General features: G+C 72.5%; 15 protein-coding genes. 13 read left to right on the top strand and 2 right to left on the bottom strand.

From position 1 onward, the window contains the following. Window positions 1–2: 2 nt before the first annotated feature. From IEX47_RS06155 to IEX47_RS06120, 8 genes are all read left to right on the top strand, one after another. Complete coding sequence (locus tag IEX47_RS06155; RefSeq protein WP_229662671.1) at window positions 3–503, top strand: SRPBCC family protein; 501 nt, start codon at window positions 3–5, stop codon at window positions 501–503. Window positions 504–597: 94 nt separating this feature from the next. Then, window positions 598–1,788: a glycosyltransferase family 4 protein gene (locus IEX47_RS06150; protein ID WP_229662670.1), complete on the top strand. Its 1,191-nt coding sequence runs from the start codon at window positions 598–600 to the stop codon at window positions 1,786–1,788. A 58-nt stretch (window positions 1,789–1,846) separates the two neighbouring features. Further along, window positions 1,847–2,866, top strand: coding sequence for an AAA family ATPase (locus IEX47_RS06145; RefSeq protein WP_188783125.1), 1,020 nt, complete (start codon window positions 1,847–1,849; stop codon window positions 2,864–2,866). 14 nt (window positions 2,867–2,880) lie between these two features. Continuing rightward, window positions 2,881–3,771 carry a DUF58 domain-containing protein gene (locus IEX47_RS06140; RefSeq protein WP_188783124.1) on the top strand — a complete coding sequence of 297 codons (891 nt, stop codon included), beginning with the start codon at window positions 2,881–2,883 and terminating at the stop codon, window positions 3,769–3,771. Next, window positions 3,755–4,228, top strand: a complete 474-nt coding sequence (locus IEX47_RS06135) for a hypothetical protein (protein WP_188783123.1) — start codon at window positions 3,755–3,757, stop codon at window positions 4,226–4,228. Before IEX47_RS06140 ends, IEX47_RS06135 begins: the two co-directional genes overlap by 17 nt. Then, window positions 4,219–5,157, top strand: coding sequence for a vWA domain-containing protein (locus IEX47_RS06130; protein WP_188783122.1), 939 nt, complete (start codon window positions 4,219–4,221; stop codon window positions 5,155–5,157). The genes IEX47_RS06135 and IEX47_RS06130 overlap by 10 nt, the downstream gene beginning before the upstream one ends. After that, window positions 5,154–6,035, top strand: coding sequence for a vWA domain-containing protein (locus tag IEX47_RS06125; protein ID WP_188783121.1), 882 nt, complete (start codon window positions 5,154–5,156; stop codon window positions 6,033–6,035). The genes IEX47_RS06130 and IEX47_RS06125 overlap by 4 nt, the downstream gene beginning before the upstream one ends. After that, complete coding sequence (locus IEX47_RS06120) at window positions 6,032–6,640, top strand: hypothetical protein (RefSeq protein WP_188783120.1); 609 nt, start codon at window positions 6,032–6,034, stop codon at window positions 6,638–6,640. The genes IEX47_RS06125 and IEX47_RS06120 overlap by 4 nt, the downstream gene beginning before the upstream one ends. Here the strand turns inward: IEX47_RS06120 and IEX47_RS06115 are convergent, their stop codons facing one another. After that, window positions 6,641–7,717, bottom strand: coding sequence for an LOG family protein (locus tag IEX47_RS06115; RefSeq protein WP_188783119.1), 1,077 nt, complete (start codon window positions 7,715–7,717; stop codon window positions 6,641–6,643). Between the two features lie 19 nt (window positions 7,718–7,736). Beyond that, window positions 7,737–8,360, bottom strand: coding sequence for a 5,6-dimethylbenzimidazole synthase (bluB, locus tag IEX47_RS06110; protein ID WP_188783118.1), 624 nt, complete (start codon window positions 8,358–8,360; stop codon window positions 7,737–7,739). A 97-nt stretch (window positions 8,361–8,457) separates the two neighbouring features. On the opposite strand from bluB, the gene IEX47_RS06105 reads away from it, so the two are divergent. From IEX47_RS06105 to IEX47_RS06085, 5 genes are read left to right on the top strand one after another with little or no spacing between them, the layout of a single operon-like run. After that, window positions 8,458–9,051, top strand: coding sequence for a hypothetical protein (locus IEX47_RS06105; RefSeq protein ID WP_188783117.1), 594 nt, complete (start codon window positions 8,458–8,460; stop codon window positions 9,049–9,051). Then, complete coding sequence (gene dxr, locus IEX47_RS06100; RefSeq protein ID WP_229662669.1) at window positions 9,048–10,184, top strand: 1-deoxy-D-xylulose-5-phosphate reductoisomerase; 1,137 nt, start codon at window positions 9,048–9,050, stop codon at window positions 10,182–10,184. The genes IEX47_RS06105 and dxr overlap by 4 nt, the downstream gene beginning before the upstream one ends. Beyond that, window positions 10,184–11,545: a M50 family metallopeptidase gene (locus IEX47_RS06095; protein ID WP_188783116.1), complete on the top strand. Its 1,362-nt coding sequence runs from the start codon at window positions 10,184–10,186 to the stop codon at window positions 11,543–11,545. The genes dxr and IEX47_RS06095 overlap by 1 nt, the downstream gene beginning before the upstream one ends. A gap of 19 nt (window positions 11,546–11,564) precedes the next feature. Beyond that, window positions 11,565–12,716 carry a flavodoxin-dependent (E)-4-hydroxy-3-methylbut-2-enyl-diphosphate synthase gene (gene ispG / locus IEX47_RS06090; protein WP_188783115.1) on the top strand — a complete coding sequence of 384 codons (1,152 nt, stop codon included), beginning with the start codon at window positions 11,565–11,567 and terminating at the stop codon, window positions 12,714–12,716. Continuing rightward, entirely contained in the window at window positions 12,713–13,213 is a 501-nt protein-coding gene (locus IEX47_RS06085; RefSeq protein WP_188783114.1) for an SHOCT domain-containing protein, read from the top strand. Before ispG ends, IEX47_RS06085 begins: the two co-directional genes overlap by 4 nt. The last annotated feature ends 35 nt before the right edge of the window (window positions 13,214–13,248 follow it).

The following is a 13,248-nucleotide window of genomic DNA, read 5'->3' as shown; positions in this document are numbered from 1 at the left end:
TGGTGGCTCGCGAAACCGTCGTCTCCGGCTCGCTCTGGATCGACGTGGACCCCGAGGTCGCCTACGACGCGATCAGCGACGTGACCCAGATGGGCCGCTGGAGCCCGGAGAACACCGGTGCCACCGTCGCCCGCCCGCGCGACGCGGCGTACGTCGGGATGCGGTTCGTCGGCCGCAACCGGCGTGGACCGGCGCGGTGGCAGACCGGTTGCACGGTGACGGCCGCCGAGCGTGGGCGAAGGTTCGCCTTCGACGTGGACCGCTACGGCGTCGCGCCGCTGCTCCTGCCCGTGTCCGTGGCGTCGTGGGCGTACACCTTCGAGGCGCGCGACGGCGGCACGCTCGTCACCGAGACCTGGCGCGACGGCCGAACCCGCTGGCCCGACGCGAGCGTCCGGGTCTTCGACCCGCTCGCGACCGGCCACCCCAGCTTCGCGGCGTTCCAGCGTCGCAACATCGCCCGCACCCTCCGCAACCTGAAGCGCGAGCTCGAGCACGCCTGACCCGCGAACGACGCGCCTGTGAGGTCACGCGACATTCACCGGGCGTCCACGCCGCCCACGGCGTACGGCAAGAACGGCTGCCCAGCATGGAGCCATGCGCACACGTGCCCCGAAGAGCCGAGCACAGATCCGCGACATCCGCCCCGTCCGCATCGACGGGCTCCGCGTGCTGGTGGTGGCGGAGTCCTTCCTCCCGCAGGTCAACGGCGTCACCAACTCCGTACGCCGCGTGCTCGACCACCTCGCGGCCCAGGGCCACACGGCGGAGCTGATCGCGCCGACGGGTCCGGAGTCCTACGCGGGCTTCCCGGTCACCACCTGCCGCGGTGCCAGCCTGCCGTTCTACAAGGAGTTCCGGATCGGCCTCGAGACGCGCCGCCGGCTGCGGCGCGCGATGGTCGCGTTCCAGCCGGACGTCGTGCACATCGCCTCGCCGGCGACGCTCGGCTACCAGGCGGCGAGGGCCGCCGCCGAGCTCGGCATCCCGACCGTCGCGATCTACCAGACCGACATGGTCGGCTTCGCCGCGCGCTACGACATCCCCGGGGGAGCGAAGGCCATGGAGGCGCTCACCCGCCGGATCCACCTCGGCGTCGACCGCACGCTCGCCCCGTCGACGGCCAGCCTGCGCCAGCTCGAGGGGCTCGGTGTGCCGGGCCTCGGCACCTGGGGCCGTGGCGTCGACCTCGTCCAGTTCCACCCCCGCCACCGTGACGAGGAGCTGCGCCGGCGGCTCGCATCCGGCGGCGAGCTGCTGGTCGGCTACGTCGGCCGGCTCGCTCCCGAGAAGGAGATCGAGCTGCTCCGGCACCTCGACGCGCTCGACGGGGTCCGCGTGGTCGTGGTCGGCGGCGGTCCGTCGGAGTCAGACCTCCGCAAGGCGCTGCCAGACGCGACCTTCCTGGGCATGCTCCACGGCGAGGAGCTCAGCGCCGCCTACGCAAGCCTGGACGTGTTCGTCCACACCGGCCGCCACGAGACCTTCGGCCAGTCCCTGCAGGAGGCGATGGCGTCGGGCCTTCCCGTCGTGGCCCCCGCGCAGGGCGGTCCCCTCGACGTGGTCGACCGCCGCGCCGGCTTCCTCTTCCCGCCCGGTGACGGCGCCGCGCTCACGGCGTACGTCGGGCTGCTGGTGCAGGACCCCGCCCTGCGTGCGCAGATGGGCAGGCACGCGCGACGCAGCGTCGAGGGGCGCAGCTGGCACGCGGTCAACGAGACCCTCGTGCAGCACTACCGCGAGGTCATCGCCGCCCACAGCCGTACGCCGATGCGCCGCGCCTCCTGACGACGTGCCAGCCCGGAAGCCCTGACCAGACAGGCGGACGTGCCCTAGGGTGGCGCTCGTGTCCAGCCATGCCGGTGCCCCCGCAGCCAACACCGCAGCCGTGATCACCCCGGAGGAGCTGGCCCAGGCCGGCGAGATCCTCGGTGCCGTGCAGCACGCGTTCTCCGGCCGCGTGGTCGGCCAGGAGCGGCTCCGCACCGCCCTGCTCGTCGCGCTGCTCGCCGAGGGCCACATCCTCGTCGAGTCGGTGCCGGGCCTGGCCAAGACGCTCGCCGCGAGCACCCTCGCCGCGAGCGTGCAGGCGGAGTTCTCGCGCATCCAGTGCACGCCCGACCTGCTGCCGAGCGACATCATCGGCACCCAGGTCTACGACCCGCGCAACCACACCTTCGAGACCCAGCTCGGGCCGGTGCACGCCAACTTCGTGCTGCTCGACGAGATCAACCGCGCCTCGGCGAAGACCCAGTCGGCCATGCTCGAGGCGATGCAGGAGGCGCAGACCTCCATCGCCGGTGTGATCCACCGGCTGCCGCAGCCGTTCATGGTGCTCGCCACGCAGAACCCCATCGAGGAGGAGGGCACCTACGTCCTCCCGCGCGCGCAGATGGACCGCTTCCTGCTCAAGGAGGTGCTCGACTACCCGACCATCGACGAGGAGGTCCAGGTCCTCGAGCGCATCGAGAACGGCACCCTCGGCCGTGACACCCACGCCACCGCCGTCGTCGGCCACGACCACATCGCCTGGCTCCACGCGCTGACCCGCCGGGTCTACGTCGACCCCGCCGTCAAGCGTTACGTCGCGTCGCTGGTCGCCGCGACCCGCGGCGACGCCCTGCCGGCCGACGTACGCGGGTACGTGGACATGGGCGCCTCGCCGCGGGCCAGCGTCGCGTTCTTCCAGGCCTCGCGGGCGCTGGCGCTGATGAGCGGCCGCAACCACGTGCTGCCCGAGGACGTCCGCACGCTGCGCCACGGCGTCCTGCGCCACCGCGTGCACCTCTCGTTCGAGGCGCTCGCCGAGCGGGTCCGCGTGGAGGACATCATCGACGCCGTGGTCAAGACCGTCCCGTCTCCCTGAGCGGGCGCTGACCGATGGCCGTCCACCTCACGCGGGTCCAGTCCCGCCTCTCCATCCACGCGCACCGCAAGGTGCGTGGCCTCCTCGAGGGCGAGTACGCCGCGCTGCACGCGGGGCGGAGCATGGACTTCAACGACCTGCGTGAGTACGTCCGCGGCGACGACGTGAAGGACATCGACTGGAAGGCCTCGGCGCGCTCGCGCGCGCTCCTGGTCAAGCGCTACGCGGCGCTGCGGCAGCACACCATCCAGCTCGTCGTCTCCACCGGGCGCAGCATGGCCGGCCTGCAGGCGCGCGACGTCCCCAAGCGCGATCTCGCGGTCCTCGTCGCCGGCGTCCTCGGCTGGCTCGCGGTGCGCCACGGCGACCTCGTCGGCGTCGCCTGGGGAGACGCCGAGGACCAGCACCTGCTGCGCCCGCAGCGTGGCGAGCTGCCCCTCGAGCGCGGCCTCCAGGCGATCCACGACGCGACCACCACGGCCTCCGGCGCCTCCGACCTCGCCGCCCTCGTCGAGTACGTCGTCCGGACCGTCCGCCGCCGGACCGTGCTCGCGCTGGTGTGCGACGCGTGGGAGCTCGACGCCCCGGCCCTCGCCGCGGTCAAGCGCCTCGCGGTGCAGCACGAGGTGCTCTTCGTGACCGTCGGCGGCATCGACCCCACCTCCGAGGAGCTCGCCCTCGACACCCTCACCGACGTCGAGACCGGCCGCCCCCTGCCGCAGTGGGTCGCCGACGACGAGGAGCTCCGCCGCCAGTACGCCGAGATGCTGGCCGCCGACGCCGTCTCGCTGAAGCGCCAGCTCGACGGCCTGGGCATCGTGCACACCCACGTCGCCGACGAGGCCGGCGCGATCAAGGCCGTCTTCGACCTCCTGGAGCACCACCGCCATGCGCGCCGCCGCTGACTTCGTCGGCCCCGCGGCGTACTCCGGGCCGTGGACGTGGCTGCCGTACCTGCTCCTGCTCGCGGTCGTGGGCTGGTACGCATGGGTGCTCCTCGGGGCTCGCGGCGAGGTGGAGCCGGAGGAGGAGTTCGTCTCCTCGCGCAACCCCGCCGACAGCGTGCGGGGGCGCCGGCTGCAGGAGCTCGACCGCATCGACCAGTACGTCCGTGCCGGCCAGCTGCCGCTGCGGGAGGGCTTCCAGCGGCTGAGTGCGACCGTGCGCGGGTTCGTCGGTGAGGTGAGCGACGTCCCGGCGCGGACCATGACGCTCGAGGAGCTCCGCGCCTCGCCGCACCCGCGGGTCGCCGACGCGATCGCCGCGATGTACCCGCCGGAGTTCGCGCCTGGCGAGGCGTCGCTGGACGACTTCGCGCGCAGCCTGCAGGCCGCCCGGGAGCTGGTGCGCACATGGACCTGAAGTGGCCCCTCCTGCTGCTGGCGCTGCTCGTGCTGCTGCCCATCGGCTACGCGCTGCTCGTGCGCTTCCTGCCCGACCCCGAGGTCCCGGTCGGCCTGCCGGTCGCGCACGCCGAGCGGCTGCGCGCGCTGCCGCGCTTCCGTGAGCTGGCCCGGCAGCAGCTGCTGCTCACCCAGGTGCAGCTGGTCTCCGTCGGCCTCGTCCTCGTGGGCGCGGTCTGGCTGGCGGCACGCCCGATGCACACCGAGGTCGTCGACGACCCGGCCCGCCCCGGCGACCTCGTGGTCTGCGCCGACCTGAGCCCCGCCGCGCGTGCGGGCACGATCGCGGTGCTCGGGCAGCTCCGAGCGCTGTTGCCGGTGCTCCGAGCCGAGCCGATCCGCGTCGGCCTGCAGGGCTTCACCGCGAGCACCGGCGAGCTGCTGGCGCTGACCGACGACTTCGCGCTGACCGATGCCGCCGTCGTACAGGTCCGCAAGACGCTGACCTCCCTCGGGGCGAAGGGCGCCCGAGACGCCGAGGGCGCCGCGACCGGCGACGCCCTGGTCACCTGTGCCAAGGCGTTCGACGCCCCGAAGGCAAAGCGCGGCCGCGCCGTGATCCTCGTCGGCTCGGGCTCGTCGACCGGGTCGGTGGTCAGCATGGCCGAGGCCGCCGGGGTCGCCCACGACCGCGGCGTCCGGGTGTACGCCGTGCCCGCCGGCGCCTCCAGCGCGGGCCTCGGCGACCTGCGGACCGCCGCACGGCTGACCGGCGGGGACCTCGTCACCAGCTCCAGGCCGATGGACGCCATCTGGTCGAAGGAGGCGCTCCGCCTCGACCCGCCGCCGGTGGCACTGCGGCGCGACGGGCCGTTCATCCCGACGCTCCTGGTCCTGCTCGGCCTGGGCGGCCTGCTCCTGGCCGGTCTGCGGGGGCTGTTCCGATGAAGCCCAACTGGAACATCCGCATCGCGATGGCCGTCCTCGCCGTCCTCATCGCGTTCCGTCCGGGCGTCGGGGGAGCCGGCCACGAGCAGAAGCCCGTCGGCGACAAGCTCGAGGTGCTGTTCGTCGTCGACGAGACGCTGAGCATGTCCGCGCTCGACTACGCGGGCGTCCGCTCGCGGCTCGAGGGCGTGCGCCAGGACCTCACCGACATCACCAGGGCGCTGCCCGACGCCCACATCGGCCTGATCGGCTTCGGCCACGACGCGAAGGTCGATCTGGCCTTCACCGACAGCCGGGCCGCCGTTCAGCGAGCGGTCCAGCGGGTCACCCGCGAGCCGATGATGGCGGGTACCGGCACCGTGATGGACCGTCCTCTCGACCTGACGCGCACGGTCCTCGCCGATGCGAAGAAGCAGCACCCCGACCGGCGCTTCGTCGTGGTCTTCCTCAGCGACGGCGAGAACACCAGGAAGGGCGCGCACCAGCGCTCCTTCGCTCCCCTCGCGAAGTACATCGACGACGGTGCGGTGCTCGGCTACGGCACGAGCGCGGGCGGCCGGATGCCGACCGGCGGCGAGCCCCCGTGGACCTTCGTGCGCGACCAGTCCACCGGCAGCATCGCGCTCAGCCACGTGGACGAGGGCAACCTGAGGAAGATCGCGAAGCAGCTCGGCGTCGACTACGCCTACCGCAACGGCACCGGATCGCTCACGCCGTGGGCGGCCGCGCTCGCGCAGCACGGCTCGAGCTCCTCACGCGACGGCAACGAGGACGTCGAGCTCTACTGGGTGCTCGCCTTGTTGCTCGCCGGGCTGGCCCTCGTCGAGCTCCGCCTCGACGTGCTCGCCTGGCGCGAGGCGAAGGAGGTGGCGCGATGACCCTCTCCACCGAGCAGCGCCGGCTCCTCGTCCTCGGCGCACTGCCCTCGCTGGTCGCCCTCCTCGTCGCCGGCCACCTCTGGCTCCTCGTCCACGGCAACGCCTCGGCCCGCCAGGACTACGAGGCCGGTCGCTACGCGGCGGCCCGCTCGACCTTCGCGGGCGCGCACGACCTCGGCGTCGTCTCGCCCTGGATCTCCCCGTTCGACGCCGGCACCGCGGCGTACGGCGCGAAGGACTACAAGGCCGCCGTCCGGCTTTTCACCACGGCGCTCCACGACGCCCCCGACGACCGGCTCTGCGACGTACGTGTCGACCTGGCCCTCACGCACAAGGCGATGGCGGACCAGGCAGCCGCCAAGGGCGACCGCGACCGGCAGCAGGTCGCGCTGCGCGACGCGCGTACGGCGATCCTCGGCACGGGCTGCAACGACAACCTCGAGAAGGACCTCCAGGACGAGATCGCCAAGGCCTCGTCGAGCTCCAGCGACACGTCCGAGGACCAGAAGCTGAACGAGGTCGAGAAGAAGAATCGCGAGGCGGAGAGGATCAAGGACGTCCAGCTCGAGCCCAAGAACGAGCCGAAGCAGCAGATCCAGTGGTGATCAGCCGAGCAGCGTGACCGCCTCGTCGACGGTGTCGACCAGGTGCACGTGGGGCTCCATGGCGCGGCCGCGGGCCAGCGCCTGCAACAGTGGCCAGGCGGGGAACGTCGAGGTCCAGTAGGCGCGGCCGACGAGGACCATCGGGGCGACGGAGGACTCATCGGCGTAGTAGTTCTCGCACGCGTCCTGGAAGATCTCCTGCACGGTGCCGCCGGCGCCGGGCAGGAAGACGATGCCCGCGTTGCAGACCTGGAGCAGGATCGCTTCGCGCACGGGGTTGCCGAAGTACTTCGCGATCGACGTCGCGAACGCGTTGGGTGGCTCGTGGCCGTAGTGCCAGGTCGGGATGCCGAGCGACTCGCCGCCGTCGGGCCACCGGTCGCGGACCTCGAACGCCGCGTCGACCCACGCGCCGATGTCGGGGCGGAACGACGGCACGCGACCGAGCTCGTCGAGCGCACCATCGAGGTCGTACGAGGCGCGGCGGGACATCCACGCCCCGAGGTTGGCGGCCTCCATCGCCCCCGGGCCGCCGCCGGTGGCGACCGTGCGCGAGGCAGCGATGCCGTGGCCGAGGCGCGCGGCGTCGGCGTAGTCGGCCGACCCGCGGTCGGCGGCGTGGCCACCCATGACACCGACGAGCGAGCGCCCCTTCGTCCAGGCGGCCAGGGCCGTGTCGATGCCGTGGTCGTGCAGGGCCCGCGCCAGCGCCGGCTCGCGCCCGGGCTCGCGGGACCAGGCGTAGGCGCGGGCATCCAGCGACGCGGCGTACGACGGGGTGTCGTAGAGGTCGGCGGGGGAGTAGAGACGGGACGGCCAGGTGTCGACGGGGACCGTCGGCATCGCGGGGAAGACCAGCGCACCGCGCTCGGTCAAGGAGAGCTCGTCACCGTTGGCGAACCGGCAGCCGAGGAACATCGCCCCCGCGACCCGGCGGTGGGCGAGGACGTCGCCCCGGTCGCGCAGGTCGAGTCCGGTGACGACCCAGCCGGCGAGGGAGCCGACTCCGGCCCGCACGCGTTCGTCGAAGTCGTCGAGGTCGTGGACCTCGACGACCTGCCCGCGCCTGCGCTTCATGGCGCCAACCTAGCGACCGCTAGCGCGCGGTGTAGCGCTCCTCGTGGAGCACCGTGTCGAGCGGCGAGCGGTGCCGCCAGCCGAAGCGCTCGAGGTCGGGCACGTCCGGCAGCTCGGAGACCGGGCCGACGCAGAGCCAGGCGATCGGACGCACGTGCGACGGCATGCCGACGAGGTCGCGCAGGAACTCCTCGCGGTAGAAGGAGACCCAGCCGACGCCGAGACCCTCCTGGGTGGCGGCGAGCCAGAAGTTCTGGATCGAGCAGACCGCGGAGTAGAGGCCGGCGTCGGCGATCGCGTGGCGGCCGAGCACGTTGCTGCCGCCGCGGGTCGGGTCGTAGCCGACCACGACGCCGAGGGTCGACTCGAGGATGCCCTCGACCTTGATCTTGCTGAACGTGTCGGCGCGCTCGCCCTCGAGCGAGGCCGCGAAGACGTCGCGCTCCGCGGCGACGTGGTCCCGGAAGGCCCGGCGCGTCTCGTCGGAGCGGACCAGCACGTAGTCCCACGGCTGCGACATGCCGACACTGGGCGCGGCGTGGGCGGCCGAGAGGACGCGCGTGAGCACCTCGTCCTCGATCGGCGCGCCGTTGAACTCGGCACGGGTGTCGCGGCGACGGTTGATCGCGTCGTACAGCTCCAAGATGTTCCTCCAGCACTTGCGCCACGCAACCAAGGACGGAACCGCAGCGGTAGAACCTACCCCGCCGCCTGTCCGTGGTTCCCCCTAGGCTCCTCCCGTGGCCAACCGCGATCTCACCTGGTTCCGCGCTCCGGGCGCCGACCGACCCGGCACGACCAACCTCTGCTACCACGCGCTCGACCGCCGGATCATCCACGGCGAGGCAGCGGCGACGGCACTGCTCACCCCCGCCAGGTCGTACGACGTGGCGTCGGTGCTGGAGCAGGTCGGCGCCCTCGCCGGCGTGATGCGGAGCTTCGACCTCGGGCCCGGGCAGAGCGTCGCGATCGGCCTCTGCGACCGCCTCACCAACGCCTTCGCCGTCCTCGCGACGCTACGCCTGGGCGCGGTGGTGGCCGACGTGACCGACGGCGCGTCGATGGTGCTCACCGACGGCTCGCTCGAGCCCCTGGCCGGGGTGCCGGCGCTGCTCCTCGGCGTCGAGCCGCAGGACCCGGTGTGGCAGCTGGAGTGGGAGTTCGCGCTCAGCGCTGGCCGCACGGACCCGGCCCCGGTCGTCGACGTGGCCGGAGACGCCCCTGCCCTCCAGGTCGACGGCGAGACGGTGCTCACGCGCGACGTGCTCGCGCACCCGTCCGATGCCGGCCGGCTCGTGTCTGCGCTCGGCGCCGGCGAGACGGTCTCCCTGTGACCGGCGCACAGCGGGCCCGCCGCGACATCGTCGTCCTCGGCTCGACCGGATCCATCGGCACGCAGGCGCTCGACCTCGTGTGCGCCAACCCCGACCGCTTCCGGGTCGTCGGCCTGACCGCCGGTGGCTCCAACCCGGAGCTCTTCGAGCGGCAGGTGGCGGAGTTCCGCCCGGCGTACAGCGGGCTGGGGGAGGAGGCCTCGACCGAGGCTGCCGGCCTGGCCTGCGACGTCGTGCTCAACGGCATCACCGGCGCCGTGGGCCTGCGCCCGACGCTCGCCGCACTCGAGGCCGGCAACACCCTGGCGCTCGCCAACAAGGAGTCGCTGATCATCGGCGGCCCGCTGGTCCTCGAGCGCGCGAAGCCCGGCCAGATCGTCCCGGTCGACTCCGAGCACTCCGCGGTCGCCCAGTGCCTCCGGGCCGGCACCGCCCAGGAGGTACGCCGACTGGTGCTGACCGCGTCCGGCGGCCCGTTCCGCGGCTGGTCGCGCGAGCAGCTGGCCGGCGTGACGCGTGAGCAGGCGCTGAAGCACCCGACCTGGGCGATGGGCCCGGTGATCACGGTCAACTCCGCGACGCTGGTCAACAAGGGCCTCGAGGTGATCGAGGCGCACCTGCTGTTCGGGCTGCCCTTCGACCGCATCGACGTGGTCGTCCACCCCACGAGCGTGGTGCACTCCATGGTCGAGTTCGTCGACGGCTCGACGATCCTGCAGGCGAGCCCGCCGACGATGATGATCCCGATCGCGCTGGGCCTGGAGTGGCCCGACCGGGTCCCCGAGGCGGCGCCCGCCTGCGACTGGACCAAGCCGGAGACCTGGCAGTTCTTCCCCCTCGACGACGACGCCTTCCCGGCGGTCAGCCTCGCCCGGGTGGCCGGTGAGCGGGGGAGCACGGCGCCGGCCGTCTACAACGCGGCCAACGAGGTCGCGGTCGACGCGTTCCTGGCTGGCCGACTCCCGTTCGTCGAGATCGTCCCCGTTGTCGCCCGCGTGCTGCACGCCCACGACGTACTCTCGAAGGGCGCCCTCACGGTCGACGACGTCCTCGCCGCCGACGCGTGGGCCCGCACCGCAGCGCGCGCGCTCGTCGAGGGCGGCGCCCGACCCGAAGGGACCCGAGGAGCCTGATGGCCCTGCTCTACTACACGCTCGGCGTCCTCGCCTTCGTGGTCGCCATGCTCGCCTCCATCGGGCTGCACGAGGTGGGCCACATGGTCCCTGCGCGCAGGTTCGGCGGCAAGGTGACGCAGTACTTCATCGGCTTCGGGCCGACCGTGTGGAGCAGGAAGGTCGGCGAGACGGAGTACGGCGTCAAGGCGATCCCGCTCGGCGGCTACGTCAAGATCATCGGCATGCTGCCGCCCGGTGCGGCCGAGCTGGCCGACGAGGTCGAGACCGATGCCGCCGGCAACCAGGTCCTGCGGGTGCGCAAGTCCAACACCGGCCTCTTCACCCAGCTGATCTCCGACGCGCGCGCGGCCGAGTGGGAGCTCGTGCAGCCCGAGGACGAGCCGCGCCTCTTCTACAAGCTGGCCTGGTGGAAGAAGGTCGTCGTCATGGCGGGCGGCCCGACCGTCAACCTCGCCATCGCGTTCTTCCTCTTCTGGGGCATGTTCGCGACGGTCGGCAACAACAACGACCTCGAGAGCCGCCCGGTCGTCGAGACGGTGTCGCCCTGTGTCGTGCCGGCCTCGCAGGACCAGCGCGCGTGCACGGCCGCCGAGCTCCGCGAGCACCCCTCGCCGGCGTTCGCGGCGGGCATCGAGCCGGGCGACCGGTTCGTGTCGTGGAACGGCGAGCGGGTCACGTCCTGGCTCCGCCTGCAGCACCTGATCCGCGCCAACGGCGCCGCGGCTGCGACCGTCGTCGTGGAGCGTGACGGTGCGGAGCGCACGCTCCACGTCACCACCGAGGTCACCCCGCGCCCGGTCGACCCGGTCGACCCGACCAAGCTGGAGAAGGTCGGCTTCCTCGGCGTCACGCCGGTCACCCGGGCGCACACGGGCGGGCCGCTCTACACACTCGGCCAGATGGGCGGCATGGTGCACGACACCGTCGCCGCGATCGGCTCGCTCCCGGTCAAGGTCTGGCACGTCAGCAAGGCGCTCGTCGGCCTGGAGAAGCGCGACCCCAACGGCCCGGTCAGCATCGTCGGCGGTGGCCGCTTCGCAGGCGAGATCGCGTCGCAGCACGACTTCCCGCTCAAGGACAAGGCCGTCACCCTGCTCGGCCTGATCGCGAGCTTCAACCTCTTCGTCGGCATGTTCAACTTCGTGCCGCTGCTGCCGCTCGACGGCGGGCACATCGCCGGCGCCCTCTGGGAGGGCCTGCGCCGCGGCTGGGCGCGGGTCTTCCGCCGCCCCGACCCCGGCCACGTCGACGTCGCCCGCCTGCTGCCGATCGCCTATGTGATGACGATGGCGTTCGTGCTCATGGGCGTGGTGCTGATCCTCGCCGACCTGATCATCCCCGTGAAGCTCTACGGGTGACCGGCCCTAGACTCGAAGCATGACGTCGATCAGCCTCGGCATGCCCGAAGCCCCCGCTCCCGTGCTGGCCCCGCGCCGGCAGACCCGCCAGATCAAGGTCGGCAAGGTCGGGGTCGGCTCCGACTCGCCGGTCAGCGTGCAGTCGATGACCACGACGCTGACCTCCGACATCAACTCGACGCTGCAGCAGATCGCCGAGCTCACTGCCGCCGGCTGCGACATCGTGCGCGTGGCCTGCCCGAGCCAGGACGACGCCGACGCCCTCCCGGCGATCGCGCAGAAGGCCAACATCCCGGTCATCGCCGACATCCACTTCCAGCCGAAGTACGTCTACGCCGCGATCGACGCCGGCTGTGCCGCCGTCCGCGTCAACCCGGGCAACATCCGCGCCTTCGACGACCAGGTCAAGCAGATCGCGCGTGCTGCGGCCGACCGCGGCACGAGCATCCGCATCGGTGTCAACGCCGGCTCGCTCGACAAGCGCCTGCTGGAGAAGTACGGCAAGGCCACGCCCGAGGCACTCGTCGAGAGCGCGATCTGGGAGGCGAGCCTCTTCGAGGAGCACGGCTTCCGCGACTTCAAGATCTCGGTCAAGCACAACGACCCGGTCGTGATGGTCCGCGCGTACGAGCTGCTCGCCCAGAAGGGCGACTGGCCGCTGCACCTCGGCGTGACCGAGGCCGGTCCGGCGTTCCAGGGCACGATCAAGTCCGCGACCGCCTTCGGCGCGCTGCTCTCCAAGGGCATCGGCGACACGATCCGCGTCAGCCTCTCCGCGCCGCCGGTGGAAGAGGTCAAGGTCGGCATCTCGATCCTGCAGTCGCTCAACCTGCGCCCCCGCAAGCTCGAGATCGTCTCCTGCCCGAGCTGTGGCCGGGCCCAGGTCGACGTCTACAAGCTCGCCGAGGAGGTGACCGCGGGCCTCGAGGGCCTCGAGGTCCCGCTCCGCGTCGCGGTCATGGGCTGCGTCGTCAACGGCCCCGGCGAGGCCCGCGAGGCCGACCTCGGCGTCGCGTCGGGCAACGGCAAGGGCCAGATCTTCGTCCGCGGCGAGGTCATCAAGACCGTGCCGGAGTCCAAGATCGTCGAGACGCTCATCGAGGAGGCCATGCGCCTCGCCGAGGAGATGGAGCCGGTCGAGGGTGCCGCTGCCGAGGTCTCCGTCTCGTGAGCCTCCCGTTCGCGGTCGGAGGCGACGGCGACGGCGGTGACTTCGACGGCGTTCCCGACGACTGCGCCGCCTGGACCGAGGACGGCGACGGCTCGGTCACCTGCACCCAGCACACCGGCATGATGGGCGAACCCGGTGCCGGCGTCGCCTTCTCTGGCGTGCCCGGCTTCTTCGTGTTCTTCTTCCTGCTCGTGCTGGCGCTCGGCATCGGCGGCACGATCTGGCGCGTCTCGACCGCACGCCGGATGGCGCGCGACTCCGGCCTGAACGTCGGCGACGCCACCGCCATGGCCCTCATGGACGAGGACGGCCTGTCGGCGACGTACCTCGCGTCGAACCTCCGGCAGCGGCCCGCTCCGGCGCCGGAGGGCGGCCTGCCCGCGGCCCCGGCCTCCACCGCTGCCCGGCTGCGCGAGCTGTCAGAGCTGCTGCAGCAGGGGCTGATCACGCAGGCCGAGCACGACGAGCGGCGCGCCCGCATCATCGACGCCGTCTAGCCCGCCGTCGCGCCGGGATTCCGGTGCCGCCGTAC

This window comes from Nocardioides phosphati, from assembly GCF_014646375.1.
Lineage (GTDB): Bacteria > Actinomycetota > Actinomycetes > Propionibacteriales > Nocardioidaceae > Nocardioides > Nocardioides phosphati.
The sequence above is the reverse complement of the archived record's forward strand: the minus strand, read 5'-3'. Positions and strand labels throughout refer to the sequence as shown.

Coding starts and splice junctions, on each gene's coding strand:
- ispG (WP_188783115.1), top strand. CDS start 11,565: ATGACGTCGATCAGCCTCGGCATGCCCGAAGCCCCCGCTCCCGTGCTG.
- IEX47_RS06130 (WP_188783122.1), top strand. CDS start 4,219: ATGGACCTGAAGTGGCCCCTCCTGCTGCTGGCGCTGCTCGTGCTGCTG.
- IEX47_RS06150 (WP_229662670.1), top strand. CDS start 598: ATGCGCACACGTGCCCCGAAGAGCCGAGCACAGATCCGCGACATCCGC.
- IEX47_RS06095 (WP_188783116.1), top strand. CDS start 10,184: ATGGCCCTGCTCTACTACACGCTCGGCGTCCTCGCCTTCGTGGTCGCC.
- IEX47_RS06120 (WP_188783120.1), top strand. CDS start 6,032: ATGACCCTCTCCACCGAGCAGCGCCGGCTCCTCGTCCTCGGCGCACTG.
- IEX47_RS06115 (WP_188783119.1), bottom strand. CDS start 7,717: ATGAAGCGCAGGCGCGGGCAGGTCGTCGAGGTCCACGACCTCGACGAC.
- IEX47_RS06135 (WP_188783123.1), top strand. CDS start 3,755: ATGCGCGCCGCCGCTGACTTCGTCGGCCCCGCGGCGTACTCCGGGCCG.
- IEX47_RS06125 (WP_188783121.1), top strand. CDS start 5,154: ATGAAGCCCAACTGGAACATCCGCATCGCGATGGCCGTCCTCGCCGTC.
- IEX47_RS06140 (WP_188783124.1), top strand. CDS start 2,881: ATGGCCGTCCACCTCACGCGGGTCCAGTCCCGCCTCTCCATCCACGCG.